The organism is Burkholderia sp. Ac-20344, assembly GCF_017104975.1.
Taxonomy (GTDB): Bacteria; Pseudomonadota; Gammaproteobacteria; order Burkholderiales; family Burkholderiaceae; genus Burkholderia.
Window position 1 is genome coordinate 1 of sequence record NZ_JAAGPP010000185.1, and the last position, 14,551, is coordinate 14,551.

A 14,551-nucleotide genomic window follows, 5' to 3' on the forward strand; every position below is an offset into this window, starting at 1 on the left:
CCGGCAGTGCGGCGGCCGCGGCGGCGGGCGCTTCCGATTGCGGTGCCGGGGCGGGGACCGGTGCCTGGGCCGGTGCCTGGGCCGGCGTCTGCGGTGCAGCTGCCGCGCCGTTCGCCGGTTGTGCACCGTGCTTGCGGAGGCCACCGCGGCCTTCCATGTTGCCCGTCGCATACACGTCGACTTCGTTCGGCTTCGTGAAGCTGTCGGTCGGCAGCGGCACGTCCGCGGTCTGCAGCGGCTTCACCAGGTGCGGCGTGATCACGAAGATCAGCTCGGTGCGGTCCTGCTGAAACGACGTGCTGCGGAACAGCGCGCCGAGCACGGGCACTTCGCCGACACCCGGGAGCGCCTTCAGCGCGCCGGTCCCGTTGTCCTTGATCAGCCCGCCGATCGCGAACGTTTCGCCGTCGCCCATCTGGACCGTCGTCGAGGCGCGCCGCGTCGTGATCAGCGGCAGGATCGACGTGCCGCCGATGTTGGTCGCGCTCAGCGTGACGCCCGTCTGCGACAGCTCCGACACTTCCGGTGCGACCTTCAGGCTGATCCGGCCATTGCCCAGCACGGTCGGCGTAAACTTCAGCGCGACGCCGAATTCCTCTTCCTGCAGCGTGATCGACGACGTGCCGTTGCCGCTGCTTTGCGGGATCGGGATGAAGATCTTGCCGCCGGCGAGGAACGTCGCTTCCTGGCCGCTGATCGTCACGAGATTCGGCTCCGCGAGGATCTTGACCAGGTTGTCGGTGTTCTGCGCGTCGGCTGCGAGGTTGAACGGCCTGTTGTTCGCCTTGCTGAAGGCGATCCCGGTTGCGACGCCCGCGAGCAGGTTGCTGACCAGCGCGCCGCTCCACGAACCGAACCCGCCCTGGATGTTGAGCGCGCTGCCCATCTGGTTGATCAGCGTCTTCGACACCTCGGCCACCTTCACCTCGAGCATCACCTGCTGCGGCGACGTGACGTTCAGCATGTTGAGCACCCCGCCGCCCGCCTTGCCGCCGCCCGCCGGATCGCTCGCGCTGTCGCCGTACGCATGGGCGATCTGCACGGCCTGTTGCGCGGCCATCGAGCTCGACACGGTGCCGGCCAGCACGATCGTGCCGGCGGCGGTCGACACATGGATATCGCGCTCGTTCGGCATCAGCTGCATCAGCGACGCCTGCAGGCCGCCGGCATCCGCGCCGACCGCGACGTCGATCACCCGGCACGCACCGCTCTTGCCCTGCACGATCATGTTGGTCGTGCCGACCGCGAGCCCGAGGATGTACAGCGTCTGCGGCGACACCATCGTGGCCTGCGCGACGGCCGGATTGCCGATCGTCCGATTGCGGACCGGCTCCGGCATCGGCAGCAGCACCGACTTGCCGAGCGGCACGCTGACGCTGGTCGATTCGCGCACGGCGCCGACGCAGTTCGGCCCGCGCAGTGGCCCGGACGACGCGGCCGGCGCGGCGGCCGCTACCGGCGCCATGCTGATCGTCATCTGCATCGGCCCCTTGCCGACCGCGGCCGGCGCGCTGGCGCCGCCCTTCGTCAGCACGGCCGACTCGATGCCTTCCTGCGCGAGTGCGCCATAAACGGTCAGCCATCCCGAACAAAGGATCGCGGCCATCATCGTGCCCCGTGCGACGCGTGTGCGCAGCGGGCCGGTACCTGTGCATTGCGGTTTGATCTTCATTTCGTCTGATCCCCCGAGAGACCGGCGCCATGCCGGTTATCGACTTCCAGGGCCGCCGCGTTGCGGGCGGCCGTTTATCTGGCTGTATTGATCTGCTTCAGAAACACTCGACGCTGCCCTTCACGCCCGTCAGCACGCCGACACAGTCGCGCCGTACTTCCGGCGCCGCGTGCGATGCGACGTGCACGCGTACCGTCTTCACACGGACCGGTGCCGGCGGCGCTTCGGGTGCGGGCTCCTTGCCGAGCAGCGTCAGCTTGGTCGCGCCATCGGTGTTCAGCGTCTTCTGGTCGACCTGGTTGCGCAGCACGAGCGACAGCGTGCCGACGCTGCGTGCGAGGTCGAGCCGTTCGGCCTGGTCGGGCGTGACTTCCAGCGTCACCGCGTTGACGACCTTCGGCGCCGTGTCGTCGCGGCTGACCTGCTGCGCGACGGCGAGCACGAGGATGTGCTCGAGCACGATCTTCGAGATGCTCTGCCCGTCGGTCTTGCCCTGCTGTTCCTGCGTGTTGACGATCACGTCGACGTAGTTGCCCGGCAGCGCGAAGCCCGCGACGCCGACCACGTCGTTCACGCGCACCGTGATCGCGCGGCTGCCGTCGGCGATGACCGCGGACAGCCCGCCCTTCGTGCCGACCGGTGCGAGCTTCGACTCGATCACCGGCTCGCCGCGTGCCAGGCTGGTCCGCACGACACGCCCTTCGAGCACCTTCGTATCGGTGAACGCGCCGGTGGGCACGCTGCCCGACGGCCAGCTGACCATGTGGATCTGGTTCGGCCCGAGCGGTTCGCCCAGGTTCAGGTCGACGTTGGCCACCGCGACCGGCGTGACCGAGCTCGTGGATGTCTGTACCAGCCAGTGGGACGCGAACACGACCGCGGCAAGACCCGCGACCATCGCGACGACCAGCATCAGGACCGCTCGACTGTTTTTCATGGCAATGCTCCTCGACAAATCGTGAAAGAAACCGCTCAACCGGTGACGAACGTACGGCCTCCGCGCTCGACGGGCGGCGGATGGCTGCCGTCCCGTTCAGGCGCTGCGCCGAAGTAACTCGCCCACGCGTCGTACAGCGCGTCGTGCGTCACCTCGGGCGGATCGCCGCGATAACGCGCGCCGGCGGCCACGAGGCGCAACAGGTCCGCCGGAAAGCAGGCGAGAAATGCCTTGCCGGTCGGCAGGTGCAGCCGATGCAGCAGGAAGTCGAACGCATCGGTCGCCGATACGAGTCCGAGCGATGCGCAGGCCGCGTTGTACACAGCGCGATATTCGTCGATCGACATCGCGCCGACGTGCAGCTTCGAACCGAGGCGGCGCAGGAACGCGTCGTCGCAGAACTGCTCCGGCGACAGGTTGCTCGAGAACACCGGCCAGACGTCGAACGGCATCACGAAGCGGTTGCCGGATTCGAGCGTCAGATAATCGACGCCGCGATCGAGCGGGCGCAGCCAGCGATTGAGCAGGTCGCGCGGCTCGACGCGCTGGCGGCCGAGATCGTCGACGACGTACATGCCCATGTTCGCCTTCATGTGCGGGGGCGCCTGATAGAAACCAGCGGCCTCGTCGCGGCGCAGGTCGAGCTCGTCGAGCGTCAGTTCACCGCCCGACATCACGACCGGCCGCTTGCACAGGCGCCAGCGGCGATCGATCGACTGGCCGCCGGACTGGGCTTCCGCGTCGACATGGACGAGCGGGTCGTAGATCTGGATCACTTCGCCGGCCGCGCAGATCGCATGCGGCACCGGCACGCGGCCGCGCATCAGCGAACCGAGCCGCTCGGCGAGGAAGGTCTTGCCGCTGCCGGCCGGGCCGTAGATCAGCAGCGGACGGCCCGCGTTCAGCGCAGCCGCCGCCGCATCGAGCAGCGCCGTGTCGATCACGATGCCTTCGAACGCCGCCCACACTTCGTTCTGGCTGATGTGCAGCTTGCGCACCGAATGCACGTTCAGGCACTCGATATAGGCGTCGAGCGTCACCGGCGCGGGCCCGCTGTAGCCGCTGCGCGAGCGTTCCTCCAGCGCGAGCACGCGGCCCGCGTCGGTCAGGCGGAACGTCACGTCGAGATCGGTCGCGCCGCGATGGGTGAGCTCGACGAGATGCTCGCGCACCAGGAATGCGAAGACGTCGTCGAGCACCGCGAGCGGCAGGCAGTGCCGCTCGACCAGGTCGCCGTACGACGGGCGGCCGAGCATCAACGTCGACTTCAGCACGAGGCCGGCGACGAACGTCATGCTCAACCCGGTTTCCTCGAGCGAGCGCGGCGCCGTCGGCAGCTGCCAGCCCAGCTTCGTATGCGCTTCCCGCGACGGCAACGGATCGGGCAGGCGTGCCACCTGTGCGTCGCGTCTCGGTTCGGTGTGATTCGTGTTCATGATCGTTCCGTCCTCGTTGCGGATGCGTCGCGCTATGCGCACGACACGAACAGCATGCCCAGCGTGCCGGCCGCGATCGCCACGCCGTACGGCAGCGTGCCGACCGATGCGATTTCGACGGGGCCGCCGGTGGCCTCGGCGCTCGCGCCTGGCGAGCGCCGCGCGATCAGCGCGCGCACGTTCGCCCACATCTGGCGCATCCGCCCGCGCAACAGCGCGTAGGCGATGGCGCCGATCCCGCCGGCCAGGAAGGTGGCCAGCACGATGAAAAACGTCATTTCCGCGCCGACCCATGCGCCGATCGCGAGCATCAGCTTCACGTCGCCGGCCGCCATGCCGCGCAACAGGTAGAACGGCAGCAGCAGGCCGAAGCCGGTCGCGGCGCCGGCGAGCCATCCGAGTGCACCTGCCACGACACCGTGCAACAGGCACTGGGCCACCAACGCACCGGCCAGGCCGAGCAGGACGAGGCGGTTCGGAATACGGCGGCTCGCGATGTCCGTGCTGGCCGCGGCGATCGCGAGCAGCGTCACGCACAACGGAACCGGGTAAGGCGGCGCAACAGGTAGCATGGCGAACCTCGCAGTCGAATCGGTGGATCAGGAAACCATGGCAAGCGCGGTGGCCACGGCGGCCGTCACAGCCGTTGCGATCACCTCGTACGTATTGGCAAGCGAGCCTTTCAGCGTGACGACGCTGCCCAGTACCGCGACAGCGAACATCGCCGCGAGCAATGCATACTCGATCGACGTCACGCCCTGCTCGTCGCCGATCCAGCGGCGAACGACACGCAACCTGGCTTGCATGATGGTCTCCGGTTCCGGGTTGATCAGAAGACCGGGGACGGCTCGAGCGCTGCACCGGCCGAGCCGCCCGCGGTACGGTCCGTCAAAGGCCGGCTACTGCCGAATCCAGATCGGCCGCGATCGTGCTGAAAACGGTCTTGAGGTCCTTCCCGATCGTCGACAGCGCGAGGATGATGCCGACCGCGATCAGTGCGGCGATCAGGCCGTATTCGATGGCGGTCACGCCGTCTTCGTCACGAACGAAACGGGCAGCTTGTTGAATGAACTTGGACATGATGATCTCCTTGCGTGGTGAATTTCATGGTCCTCGCGTGCCGGCTGGTCGGATGACCGTGCATCGATACGTCGAGGAATGTCGCTAATGCCGTGTGGTGCTGACAAACGAGTTGAGCGATTCGCTTGCCGTACCATCCATCAGAAGCCAGCTACTATCGAGTCCAGATCCGAGGCGATCGTACTGAACGCGGTCTTCAGATCCGTACCGATCGTCGTCAACGCGACGACGATGCCGATCGCGATCAGGGCAGCGATCAGACCGTATTCGATGGCCGTCACGCCGTCCTCGTCCTGGACGAACCACGCGATCTTTTCGATGATTCTTGACATGGAAACTCTCCTTTCGGACTACTACTAAATTCCCTTCGTCGATCAGGACGTCGGGGCTGGGCACCACCGGCACTACTCGAAAAATCGGAACGCGACGCTCAGCTGCGGGAGTGGGGATACACACCCCTGTCCGTGCGAACGGGTATCAGTGACGCAGAGAGCGAGAGAGGCGCGTACGGTACGACCGGCCGGATAAACCGGGCAATCAGATCGACCTGAACGGCACGGCTGCCGTTCGACGCATGGAATCCAGTTGAACGGGAGACAAACTCCCGGATAAGCTGCAATGTGTCTTTAACGCGGTTTGCGAACCGTGATGTGCTGTGGTCCTTCATTTTTATTCCCCATATACGGCGATGCCGATTTTTATTGCCCTGACGAAACCGGGTCTCATAAGTCACTCGACGAACGCCTGCGCGGTTGATCGACCTGGAGCTGCGTGTTCCCCGACGCGCTCCGGCCCTTCTTTCCGCCCGTGATTCCGAAGCGGGTTCCCTGTTTCTCCTGCCGGAACCGCTCGGTCGTCACATCGTCGACTGCCGTGCCAACGCTTACGCAAAGAGCAGGCCACCTCAGACGAAATCCCGACACATCAAGGGTTCCAGCGATACCCGCGTTCCCCCCGCCGGCGGCCCGATACGCGAAATGTTTCAAAATTGATCTATGTTTCCCCGCAATCTTCGCAAGCCGGCATGGCTGTCGGCGCGCTGCGAAAAGGATCAAAAGTTTTTGCTCGGGACTTTCCCGAACGCCTGGCACCGCCCGCGCCTCACGCGATCGGCGGGGTGCCGAGCCGGTCAAATTGACGGAATGTTTCAAGGCAGAAACACGAATATCGGCCGAGCGGATTTCTCATACCTGAAAATGCGGTTTTCACCTGCGTCATCGACACGTCCAAATCCCGGCTTTCAGCGGGTGGTTTGCAATGCGCGATTTTTTCTTCAACAATGAACTCACCGGATAACGCCATTTCAGAGCGATTTGATCCGCAGGCACCAGAACATGAAACGGCTGCGACTGACCAGGCAGCCAAACTAGATACGGGGAATCATGTACACCGCCAATCGCGAAATGCGCGGGCGTGCAATACGCCGCGTTCAATGGCTGACAGCCGACCGGATCATTCCATACAGCTGCATCATGCTGATGTTCTTCGCCGCGTTGCTGGTGACCTGGGGCATCGTGACGGACGGCTTCACGTCGAATGCCATCGTCCGCCCGGGCGTCGATTTCTCGGTCTTCTGGACCGCATCGCACCTGGTGTTGCAAGGTCATGCCGCATCGGCCTACGACGCCTCTTCATTCCTGCAGGCCGAGTTCGCGCACTTCGGTGCGTATCTGCAGCACCGGCCGCTTCCCTGGCTCTATCCGCCGACGATGTTGCTGTTCATCGCTCCGGTTGCCCTTGTGCCTTTCCTGCCCGCATATTTCCTCTTTTTCGCGGGCAGTCTTTTATGCTACGCGTTCGCCGTCTCGCGGTTGTCGGGATTGCGCGCGCATCTTCCCGTGCCGCGCGCCGCGGCGCTCGTCGTGCTCGCATATTCGGCCGTATGCATGGCCGCGCTGTTCGGCCAGAACAGCATTCTGACCGCCGGCATCGCCGCGCTTGCACTGCATCTGCTCGGCAAACGCCCGATCGTCGCCGGCGTGCTGATCGGCTTGCTCGCGATCAAGCCGCAACTGGCCGTGGTGTTCCCGTTCGTGCTGATCGCGGCACGTGCGTGGCGCACGTTCGCGGCGGCCGCGATCACCGCGGCGCTGTTCGCGGCTGCCGGCATCGCGCTGGCCGGCCCCGGCGCGCTGCACGGGTTGAGTCAGACACTGGCGACGGTGCGCGACCAGCATTTCATGCTCCCGTCGTACTGGCTCGCGTCGCCGACGCCGTTCGCCGCGCTGCGGCTCGCGGGCATGCCGGTGGCAACCGCGCTGGCCGCGCAAGCGGCGGTTGCACTGCTCGCGATCGTCGCGGCCGTCGACGTATGGCGCCGCACGCGCGACATGCGCCTGCGCGGCGCGGTGCTGGCCGTCGCCACGCTGCTGACGACGCCGTATCTGTGGAACTACGAACTGACGTGGCTCGGCATCGCGATCTTCTGCCTGATCGCGCACGGCCTCGACAAAGGCTGGCTGCCTGGCGACCAGGGCATCATCGTGCTTGCGTGGCTGCTGCCGATCTTCGAGATGTTCAACCGGCTGATGAAGCTGCCGCAGATCGGGCCGCTCGTGCTGCTCGCGGTGCTGCTCGTCATCATGCGCCGCACGGCGCTCGAGTCCCGGAGCGCACGATGAGATCGTCACCTTCCGCGCGCCACGCGCACTCGGCCGCCGACGTGCATCCGGAACTCCCGATCGCGGGCCCGCGCCGCTACCCGCACTGGCTCAATCGCGAGCGCGTGCGCCTCTATGCGGGCGCCGCGCTGGTGACCGAGCTGCTGTTCATCTGCATCTACGTGATCCGCGTGTGCCTGTCGCACAACGGCGCGCTGCAACCGCTGTCACAGGATTTCTCGCCGATCTGGAGCGCCGCGTGGCTCGCCGCGCACGGGCATGCGGCCGATGCGTGGCATTTCCCCGCGCTGTTCGCCGTCCAGAAGCTCGCGATCCCGACGATGACGCTCGCGGACGGCACGCTGCCGTGGCTCTATCCGCCCTCCATGCTGCTGCTCGTGCTCCCGCTCGGCTGGCTGCCGTACACGCTGGCGCTCGTGCTGTGGCTCGGGATCACGTATGCGCTGTTCGCGGCGACGATCCGCGCAATCGTGCAGCGCGATGCCGCATGGCTGTGCGCGCTCGCGTTCCCCGGCGCGTTCCTCACGGTGATCGTCGGACAGACCAGCCTCTTCACCGCGTTGCTCGCCGGTGCCGGCCTGCTCGCACTGAACCGCCGCCCCGTGTATGCCGGAATCTGCTTCGGCTTGCTGACGATGAAGCCGCAGCTCGCGGTGCTGTTCCCGCTCGCGCTGCTGTGCGCGGGCCAATGGCGCGCACTGGCTGCCTGGGCCGCGACGATCGCCTGCAGCATCGCGCTCACGACGCTCGCGTTCGGGTTCGGCCCGTGGCTCGCGTTCGCACATGTGATCGACAACGTCTACGCGATCGTCGGCACCGGCCAAGCCAAGCTCGCACGCATGCCGTCCGTGTTCGCGCTCGCGACGTGGGCCCACTGGCCCGCGATCGTCGCGAAAGGCCTCCAGCTGCTGTCCGCCGCAACCGCTGCCGTCGCCGTCATCTACGCGTGGCGCGGTGCGTGCGCCTATGCGCTGCGCGCCGCGACCCTCGCCTGCGCCTGCCTGCTCGTCAGCCCCTATCTGTACGACTACGACCTGACCTGGTACGGCATCGTGATCGCGTGGTACGCACGTTATGCGTGGACGCACGGCTGGCGGCGCTTCGACCGCGAATGGCTGATGCTGCTGTGGCTGATGCCGCTCGCGGGCCTCGCGGTCGTGCCGCATCTGTCGTTCCAGTTCATGCCGCTCGTCACGCTGGCGTCGCTCGGGCTGCTCGTCAGCCGGATCGCACAGGAAAGACACGACGTGCCGTCGATGCCCGACGCACGCGACAACTCGACCGAGACCGGTTTCGTGCAGCCGGTCCGGTCGCACCACCGCCCGGCGTACGAAATGCGCCGCACCGGCCGACCGACCATCGGCGCGCATCGGTGAAGCGACATCACAAGGGGAATCATCATGCGGGAATCACTCTATACACCGCTCATCTCGCTGGTCGTGCCGTTCTATAACGAAGGCGAGGCTGTCGAGCGCTTCTTCGACGTCGTGATTCCGCTGATGACGTCCATCGACGCGATCCGCTTCGAGATCGTCTGCGTGAACGACGGCAGCCGGGACGATACGCTCGAGCGGCTGATCCGGATCAGCACCGGCGAGCGCCGTGTACGCGTGATCGATCTCACCCGCAACTTCGGCAAGGAAGCCGCGCTGACAGCCGGCCTCGACGAGGCCGTCGGCGACGCGGTGATCCCGCTCGACGCCGACCTGCAGGATCCGCCGAGCCTGATTCCGGTGATGATCGAACACTGGCGCGGCGGCGCGGAAGTCGTCGCCGCGAAGCGCAGCAACCGCGCGTGCGATTCGTTCGCGAAGCGCACGGCGGCCGCGATCTACTATCGCGTGCACAACATGCTGTCGGACGTGAAACTGCCGGAGAACGTCGGCGATTTCCGGCTGATGGACCGCAAGGTCGTGAACGCGCTGCGCAACCTGCCCGAGCGGCATCGCTTCATGAAGGGGCTGTTCGCGTGGGTCGGCTACCGGACCGTGATCGTCGAATACCAGCGCGACCCGCGCAGCGCCGGGCACTCGAAGTTCTCCGGCTGGAAGCTGTGGAATTTCGCGCTGGAAGGCATCACCAGCTTCAGTACCGTGCCGCTGCGCAGTTGGACCTACATTGGCGTCGGCATCGCCGCGCTCGCGTTCCTGTACGGCTCGTTCATCATCTTCCGCACGCTGCTGTTCGGCAATCCGGTGCTCGGCTACGCGTCGCTGATCTCCGTCACGCTGTTCATCGGCGGCATCGAGCTCATCGGGATCGGGGTCGTCGGCGAATACATCGGACGGATCTACGACGAGTCGAAGCAACGGCCCGTCTACCTGATCCGCCGCCGCTACCAGGCGCACGGCAAGGTGATCGAGCTCCCGGTCGCGCGCGATGCGCGCCGCCAGCTCGCACGCCGGCGCGTGCAGCCGACCCGTGCGCGGGTCGGCGAACGCTGATGCGCGCCGACGCGCCATGATCGGCCTGCTGTATGCCGAACGCACGCGGCTCGTGCGCTTCGGCGTGTCCGGGCTCTGCTCGACCGCGATCCACACGCTGGTCGCGGCGGCGCTGTTCGCGCAGTTCGATGCGACGCTGGTGACGGCGAATGCGATCGCATTCCTCTGCGCAACGGCCTTCTCGTATCTCGCGAATACGCTGTGGAGCTTTTCGTCGACGGTGCGCACGCGCAACGCGATGCGCTTTCTCGCGGTCACGCTGGCCGGCTTCGTCGAAACGATGCTGCTCGCGCGTGCGGCCGAAGCGCTCGACGTGTCCCGCGGGATGAGCATCGTCGCGATCGCGCTGCTGATTCCGCCGACGACGTTCGTGCTGCACCGGCTCTGGACCTACCGGTAGGCGATCCCCCTTCCGGCGCCTCCCGCGGTTCCCGCACTCAGGTACGCGGCAGCCCCGGCGGATTGGTCTGCGACCGATCGATCGCTTCGGCGTCGAGGCTCCAGCGGCCGAGCACCTTCCGGTAGCTGCCGTTCGCGATCAGCGCATTGATCGCGACCGTCAAGGGATCGGCGAGGCCGCTGCCCTTGCGCGTCGTGATCGCGATGTCCGCGGTGCGGGGCCAGCCGCCGCTCACGGTGCCGATCAGCTTTGCATCGCCGCGCAGCGACGCCTGGTACGCGAGCATCGAATTCACGCTGAAGATCGTGTCGACGCGCCCTGACTGCAGCGCGACCCAGCGCTCCGCCGCATCCGCGTAATACTGGATCTCGACCGGCGGGAGGCCGCGCGCGACGTTCTGCCGGTTCCACTCGAGCAGGATCTTTTCCTGGTTCGTGCCCGAATCGGTCACGACGCGCAGCCCGGCGACGTCCTTCGGCTCGCGGATCGCGGCGATCCGGCTGCCGTTCTTCACGTAGAAGCCGAGCTGATCCTTCCGGTAGGTCGAGAAGTCGAACTTCTCCTTGCGCTGCTCGGTTACCGTCACGTTCGAGATCACCGCGTCGACCTTGCCGGACTGCAGCGCGAGCGGCCAGTCGGCCCACGACAGCGGCACGATCTTCAGCTTGCGGCCGATGCTGTCCGCGACGAGCTGCGCGAGATCGGGATCGAAGCCGACCACCGTTCGCGCATCGGTCGCATAGGTGCTGAGCGGCGGCAGGTTCGGCGCGATGCCGATCGTCAGCGTGTTCGCCTCGGCAAACCGGAAGCCGGCCGGCAATGCCTGCTCGACCGCCGGGTTCACGGTGCCGCGCTGCCGGCCGGGCTGCTCGGGGCTCAGGTCGAACGTCGCGGCCTGCGCGGCGACGCTGCCGCCGATCAGGACGGCGGCCAGCACGCGAACGACGCGCGCAACGGGAAATGCTGTTCTTCTCATATATTCCGGATTCCTTTCTGTTCGATGATGCGTGGGCCGGACGCGGGCGGGGCCGCACGATTTTCACCGTCCGTCGCCGCCCTGCATTCCCGGCTCGCTCACGCGGGCGTCGCTTCGAGCTCGGCTGCGGCCACCGCCGCGCGTTGCGGTGCCGGCTGCGCGACCGGCGACGGGCGCGCCGCTTGCGACTCGCCCGCATACAGCGCCTTCGGATCGAAGACGCGCGCCTGCAGCGGCGTGAACGCGCGGAAGTTCCACAGGCTGCGCGCGACGAACACGCGCTGCACCCAGCGGAACGCACGGTCGTTCTCGTCGTATTGCGGATCGAAGCGGTCGCGCGAATGCAGCGTGAAATGGTTGTTGATCAGCACCAGCTTGCCGGGCTGAACCTGCACGCCGAACGACACCTCGCGCACCGCGCGATACAGGTTGGCCAGCGCGTCCTGCGCGCGCTTGTTGACTGCCAGCACCATGTCCGGATAGAACGCGACCGTCACGCGCGGGGCGTCGAGCGGCCCCGACAGCACCGCGCTCAGGTCGGTGTTGTCGCGCGGCGTCGGTGCAGCGCCGCGCCACCGGTACGGCACGCGGATGATGTAGTGCTCGCCGTAGAGCTGCGCGATATCGTCCGGCGACAGCAGCTGCAGCGCGCGGCGCGCATCGGCGAGCCGCGTGTACGGGCCGCCGCCGGCTTCGCTGCGCACGCCGAGCAGCAGCAATGCGAACGGCGACGTGTCGCCTTCCGGCATGTGCGCCTGCGCCGCGTTCTCGATATGGAAATCGAGCTCGACCTCGGAGCCGAGGCCCGTATAGTCGCGCGCGGTCGCCTTGTGCGGCGTGAGGTTGTTCACGAGCTCGCGGCCTTCGTGCGCGATCGAATACGGCTCGCCAGCCAGCGTGCTCAACGCGACCAGCACGTTCTCGCTCAACACGCCCGCCTTGAACGAGCGGCCGGTTTCCTCGAATCTCGGGCTGCCCTTCACGTCGTCGTCGATCGGCAGGTTGTCGATCTCGATCGAGCCGTGCGCGTCGGCCGTTGGCGCCTTCGCACGATCGAATGCATCGACGATCCGGTCGGGAAACGCGTTGTAGGCCAGCTTGCGCACCGCGCTGATGTAGCCCGCGCCGCCGGCCGGATCGTAGGCCAGTGCGCCGAGCGTCTTCCGGATGTGACCGGACTCCGCTGCCGTCAAAGCGATGCGTTCATCTGCGAGATAGGTCATAGGTCTCTCATATAAAGATCGGGGTCGATAAGCGGTAGGCACTACCGCCGCGCGTTGCCGTCCTCGGGGCGCAGCGCTCGACAAGACTAGGAGACCGTCTTTGCATTGCGAAATGATATTAATTCGATTGCAAACAAAAAATTTCGATATAAGTTCAGCAACGCCGATCGACGTCGGGCGGTGCCATTCGCGCCGGTGCTTAACACGATTGGTTGTTAAAAAATCGCTGCTTATTATTTGTATTCGCTAACGGGTCGATGTTAGCTTTCTGTCGGATTCGACGATGCGGCCGGCCGTCGAGCGGCAGCCGGCGCCCTCCCTCCGTCCTACGGAAACCCGCCAGATGAACCGATTCCGCCTGCTGCGCAGTTCGTTCGGACACGACACGCCCTTGCGTGCGTGCCGCCTCACCCGCCACGCGGCGAGGCGGCTGCGATGAGCGATCGCGCTCCGGCACTCGACCGCGCGCCGGCCACCGCCGCGCCGCCGCACCGCACGTCGCTGCGCGCGATCTTCCCGACCGTCGCGGCCGCGAGCCTCGGCTTCGCGATCGTCCAGCTCGACGTGACCGTCGTCAACGTCGCGATTCCGAGCCTCGGCCATTCATTCGGATCGAGCGTGCACGGGCTGCAATGGATCGTCGATGCGTACACGCTGTCGTTCGCCGCGCTGCTGCTGACGTCCGGCACGCTGGCCGACCGCTTCGGCAGCCGCCGGCTGTTCGCGTACGGCCTCGCGCTGTTCCTGCTGGCCTCGCTCGGCTGCGCGCTCGCGCCGTCGCTGGCCGCGCTGATCGCCGCGCGGGTCGCGCAGGGCGTCGGCGCCGCGATGATCCTGCCCACGTCGCTCGCGCTCATCACGCACGCGTGCGCGAACGACGCCGCCGCGCGCGTGCGAGCCGTCGCGTGGTGGAGCGCGACGGGCGGTGCAATCAGCGCGGCCGGGCCGACGCTCGGCGGCCTGCTGATCGATTCGCTCGGCTGGCGCGCGATCTTCGTCATCAATCTGCCGATCTGCGCGGCCGGGCTGTGGCTCACGCTGCGCCATGTGCGGGATTCGGCCGCCGCGCGCACGCGGCTGTTCGACCCGGCGGGCCAGATCGTCGCGGTGCTCGTGCTCGGGCTGCTGACGGGCGGGATCATCCGGGCCGGCGCGCACGGGGTTGGCGATCCGTATGCAACCGGTGCGCTGGCCGCGTCGGTCGCGCTCGGCGCGCTGTTCGTCGCGATCGAGCGGCGCGTGGCCGCGCCGATGCTGCAGCTCGCGTTCTTCCGGATCGCGCGCGTGCCGGGCGTGCTCGCGATCGGCGCGGTCACGAATGCCGCGTTCTACGGGCTGATTTTCTCGCTGAGCCTCTATTTCCAGAACGCGCGCGGCTTCACCGCAACCGAGTCGGGGCTCGCGCTCGCACCGCTCACGATCATCATGCTCGCCAACATCGCGAGCGCGCGTCTGGCCGTCCGCTACGGGTTCCGTGCGACCATCGTCGTCGGCCTCGCCGTGTCGCTCGCGGGCTACGTGTGGCTGTGGCAGACGCTCGGCGCGCACACACCCTATGTCCTGCTGGCGCCCGGTCTCGCGGCGATGGCGATCGGCGGCGGCATCGCGATTCCCGCGCTGACGTCGACGATGCTCGGCAGCGTCGAGGCCGGCCGCTCGGCCACCGCGTCGGCGATCCTCAATACCGCGCGCCAAGTGGGCGCGGCCGTCGGTGTCGCGGCGCTCGGCGCGCTGGTCGCGGGCCAGGGCGCGGCGATCGTGG

The 14,551-nt window shown here is 66.9% G+C and carries 15 protein-coding genes; 5 read left to right on the forward strand and 10 right to left on the reverse strand.

Annotated features, from left to right (window positions below; translation table 11 throughout):
* The 8 genes from G3N64_RS34540 to G3N64_RS34575 all read right to left on the reverse strand — a co-directional run.
* Positions 1–1,672 (reverse strand): type II and III secretion system protein family protein (locus G3N64_RS34540; protein ID WP_205788158.1); only part of this gene is annotated, 1,672 nt, incomplete at its 3' end.
* Between the two features lie 97 nt (positions 1,673–1,769).
* Positions 1,770–2,609, reverse strand: coding sequence for a Flp pilus assembly protein CpaB (cpaB, locus tag G3N64_RS34545; RefSeq protein ID WP_205788159.1), 840 nt, complete (start codon positions 2,607–2,609; stop codon positions 1,770–1,772).
* A gap of 35 nt (positions 2,610–2,644) precedes the next feature.
* A complete protein-coding gene (locus G3N64_RS34550; RefSeq protein WP_205788160.1) occupies positions 2,645–4,045 on the reverse strand; it encodes an ATP-binding protein in 1,401 nt (466 codons plus the stop codon).
* 32 nt (positions 4,046–4,077) lie between these two features.
* The gene (locus G3N64_RS34555) at positions 4,078–4,617 is read right to left on the reverse strand and encodes a prepilin peptidase (RefSeq protein WP_205788161.1); all 540 of its coding nucleotides are present in this window, start codon (positions 4,615–4,617) and stop codon (positions 4,078–4,080) included.
* 27 nt (positions 4,618–4,644) lie between these two features.
* Positions 4,645–4,851: a Flp family type IVb pilin gene (locus G3N64_RS34560; protein ID WP_205788162.1), complete on the reverse strand. Its 207-nt coding sequence runs from the start codon at positions 4,849–4,851 to the stop codon at positions 4,645–4,647.
* Positions 4,852–4,933: 82 nt separating this feature from the next.
* Positions 4,934–5,125 carry a Flp family type IVb pilin gene (locus G3N64_RS34565; RefSeq protein ID WP_205788163.1) on the reverse strand — a complete coding sequence of 64 codons (192 nt, stop codon included), beginning with the start codon at positions 5,123–5,125 and terminating at the stop codon, positions 4,934–4,936.
* Between the two features lie 140 nt (positions 5,126–5,265).
* Positions 5,266–5,457 (reverse strand): Flp family type IVb pilin, encoded by a 192-nt coding sequence (locus G3N64_RS34570; RefSeq protein ID WP_205788164.1) that lies wholly within the window; start codon positions 5,455–5,457, stop codon positions 5,266–5,268.
* Between the two features lie 769 nt (positions 5,458–6,226).
* Positions 6,227–6,427: a hypothetical protein gene (locus tag G3N64_RS34575; protein WP_205788165.1), complete on the reverse strand. Its 201-nt coding sequence runs from the start codon at positions 6,425–6,427 to the stop codon at positions 6,227–6,229.
* Between the two features lie 80 nt (positions 6,428–6,507).
* Here G3N64_RS34575 and G3N64_RS34580 point away from each other — a divergent pair, with 80 nt between their 5' ends.
* Genes G3N64_RS34580 through G3N64_RS34595 form a run of 4 tightly spaced genes read left to right on the forward strand, consistent with a single transcriptional unit; the run spans position 6,508 to position 10,590 of the window.
* Positions 6,508–7,746 carry a glycosyltransferase family 87 protein gene (locus tag G3N64_RS34580; RefSeq protein WP_205788166.1) on the forward strand — a complete coding sequence of 413 codons (1,239 nt, stop codon included), beginning with the start codon at positions 6,508–6,510 and terminating at the stop codon, positions 7,744–7,746.
* The gene (locus tag G3N64_RS34585; RefSeq protein ID WP_205788167.1) at positions 7,743–9,122 is read left to right on the forward strand and encodes a glycosyltransferase family 87 protein; all 1,380 of its coding nucleotides are present in this window, start codon (positions 7,743–7,745) and stop codon (positions 9,120–9,122) included. The genes G3N64_RS34580 and G3N64_RS34585 overlap by 4 nt, the downstream gene beginning before the upstream one ends.
* A 24-nt stretch (positions 9,123–9,146) precedes the next feature.
* The gene (locus G3N64_RS34590) at positions 9,147–10,190 is read left to right on the forward strand and encodes a glycosyltransferase family 2 protein (RefSeq protein ID WP_205788168.1); all 1,044 of its coding nucleotides are present in this window, start codon (positions 9,147–9,149) and stop codon (positions 10,188–10,190) included.
* A 16-nt stretch (positions 10,191–10,206) separates the two neighbouring features.
* On the forward strand, positions 10,207–10,590 hold the full coding sequence (locus G3N64_RS34595; RefSeq protein WP_205788169.1) for a GtrA family protein: 384 nt from the start codon (positions 10,207–10,209) through the stop codon (positions 10,588–10,590).
* Between the two features lie 37 nt (positions 10,591–10,627).
* On the opposite strand, the gene G3N64_RS34600 is transcribed toward G3N64_RS34595, so the two are convergent.
* Together G3N64_RS34600 and G3N64_RS34605 are read right to left on the reverse strand one after the other, a co-directional pair.
* Positions 10,628–11,566, reverse strand: coding sequence for an ABC transporter substrate-binding protein (locus G3N64_RS34600; RefSeq protein ID WP_205788170.1), 939 nt, complete (start codon positions 11,564–11,566; stop codon positions 10,628–10,630).
* Positions 11,567–11,664: 98 nt separating this feature from the next.
* On the reverse strand, positions 11,665–12,789 hold the full coding sequence (locus tag G3N64_RS34605) for a TauD/TfdA family dioxygenase (protein ID WP_205788171.1): 1,125 nt from the start codon (positions 12,787–12,789) through the stop codon (positions 11,665–11,667).
* A 435-nt stretch (positions 12,790–13,224) separates the two neighbouring features.
* Between G3N64_RS34605 and G3N64_RS34610 the strand changes: the two genes are divergently transcribed.
* A partial coding sequence (locus tag G3N64_RS34610; protein WP_205788172.1) for an MFS transporter occupies positions 13,225–14,551 on the forward strand: 1,327 nt, incomplete at its 3' end.

Bases quoted from the DNA above. Each gene is read 5' to 3' on its own strand.
- G3N64_RS34585 (WP_205788167.1), top strand. From the start codon at position 7,743: ATGAGATCGTCACCTTCCGCGCGCCACGCGCACTCGGCCGCCGACGTG.
- G3N64_RS34580 (WP_205788166.1), top strand. From the start codon at position 6,508: ATGTACACCGCCAATCGCGAAATGCGCGGGCGTGCAATACGCCGCGTT.
- G3N64_RS34600 (WP_205788170.1), bottom strand. From the start codon at position 11,566: ATGAGAAGAACAGCATTTCCCGTTGCGCGCGTCGTTCGCGTGCTGGCC.
- G3N64_RS34575 (WP_205788165.1), bottom strand. From the start codon at position 6,427: ATGGCGTTATCCGGTGAGTTCATTGTTGAAGAAAAAATCGCGCATTGC.
- G3N64_RS34550 (WP_205788160.1), bottom strand. From the start codon at position 4,045: ATGAACACGAATCACACCGAACCGAGACGCGACGCACAGGTGGCACGC.
- G3N64_RS34560 (WP_205788162.1), bottom strand. From the start codon at position 4,851: ATGCAAGCCAGGTTGCGTGTCGTTCGCCGCTGGATCGGCGACGAGCAG.
- G3N64_RS34595 (WP_205788169.1), top strand. From the start codon at position 10,207: ATGATCGGCCTGCTGTATGCCGAACGCACGCGGCTCGTGCGCTTCGGC.
- G3N64_RS34565 (WP_205788163.1), bottom strand. From the start codon at position 5,125: ATGTCCAAGTTCATTCAACAAGCTGCCCGTTTCGTTCGTGACGAAGAC.
- G3N64_RS34570 (WP_205788164.1), bottom strand. From the start codon at position 5,457: ATGTCAAGAATCATCGAAAAGATCGCGTGGTTCGTCCAGGACGAGGAC.
- G3N64_RS34555 (WP_205788161.1), bottom strand. From the start codon at position 4,617: ATGCTACCTGTTGCGCCGCCTTACCCGGTTCCGTTGTGCGTGACGCTG.
- G3N64_RS34605 (WP_205788171.1), bottom strand. From the start codon at position 12,789: ATGACCTATCTCGCAGATGAACGCATCGCTTTGACGGCAGCGGAGTCC.
- cpaB (WP_205788159.1), bottom strand. From the start codon at position 2,609: ATGAAAAACAGTCGAGCGGTCCTGATGCTGGTCGTCGCGATGGTCGCG.
- G3N64_RS34590 (WP_205788168.1), top strand. From the start codon at position 9,147: ATGCGGGAATCACTCTATACACCGCTCATCTCGCTGGTCGTGCCGTTC.